We start from the raw sequence: 836 nt of genomic DNA on the forward strand, positions 1-836 counted from the left end.
GTTCTCATGTGTGCAATATTAACTTACAGCGGAGTCAGTTTATTTGTAGTAGCGTTTGCCGTTTATCCATTTGCAGCAAACCTTTTTCGGGAAGCTAACATTCCTAAGCGACTTATCCCTGGAACCATTGCTTTAGGAGCTTTATCTTTTACAATGGATGCTATGCCGGGAACACCTCAAATTCAAAATGTAATACCGACTTCTTTTTTTAAGACAGATATTTATGCAGCTCCTATATTAGGAATAATCGGATCGCTCTTTGTACTTTGCTTAGGACTTCTTTATTTGGAAAGACGCCGTAAAAAAGCTCAAAGTGCAGGTGAAGGTTATTTTGGTTTTAATGGCGCTGGGGAAGAGACAGCTGTTGCTGCTGAAACAGTTAATATGTCAGCTGCTCCTTCTACTAATTCTGCTAGTATCGGGCGTCAGGTATTAGCATTTGTTCCTCTGATTTTAGTTGGAGTGGCCAATAAATTTTTCACTATATCTATTCCAAAGTGGTACCCACAAGGTTTTGATTTTTCTAAGTTAGGTTTAGAAGCCTTTGGAAAAGTAGACTTAGCAACAGTAACAGGAATTTGGTCGGTAGAGCTAGCTTTAGTGCTAGGTATTCTTACAGCACTTGCCTATGATTGGAAGCGCGTGACTAGTGGATTTCAACAAGGTATTAATGCCAGTATTGGCGGAGCTCTGCTAGCAGCTATGAATACAGGTTCTGAATATGGTTTTGGTGGAGTTATTGCATCTCTTCCCGGATTTGCAACTGTACGAGATAGCATCTCACATACTTTTACAAATCCACTTATTAATGGAGCTGTTACAACAAACGTATTAGC

Annotated in this window: 1 protein-coding gene; it reads left to right on the plus strand. The window is 39.7% G+C overall.

Features of this window, described 5'->3' with window-relative positions:
* On the plus strand, positions 1–836 hold an 836-nt coding region (locus tag RB298_RS33340; protein ID WP_486050609.1), incomplete at both ends, for a GntP family permease.

Source organism: Priestia sp. BR_2 (assembly GCF_041954005.1).
GTDB classification, from domain to species: Bacteria; Bacillota; Bacilli; order Paenibacillales; family Paenibacillaceae; genus Paenibacillus_AQ; species Paenibacillus_AQ lautus_A.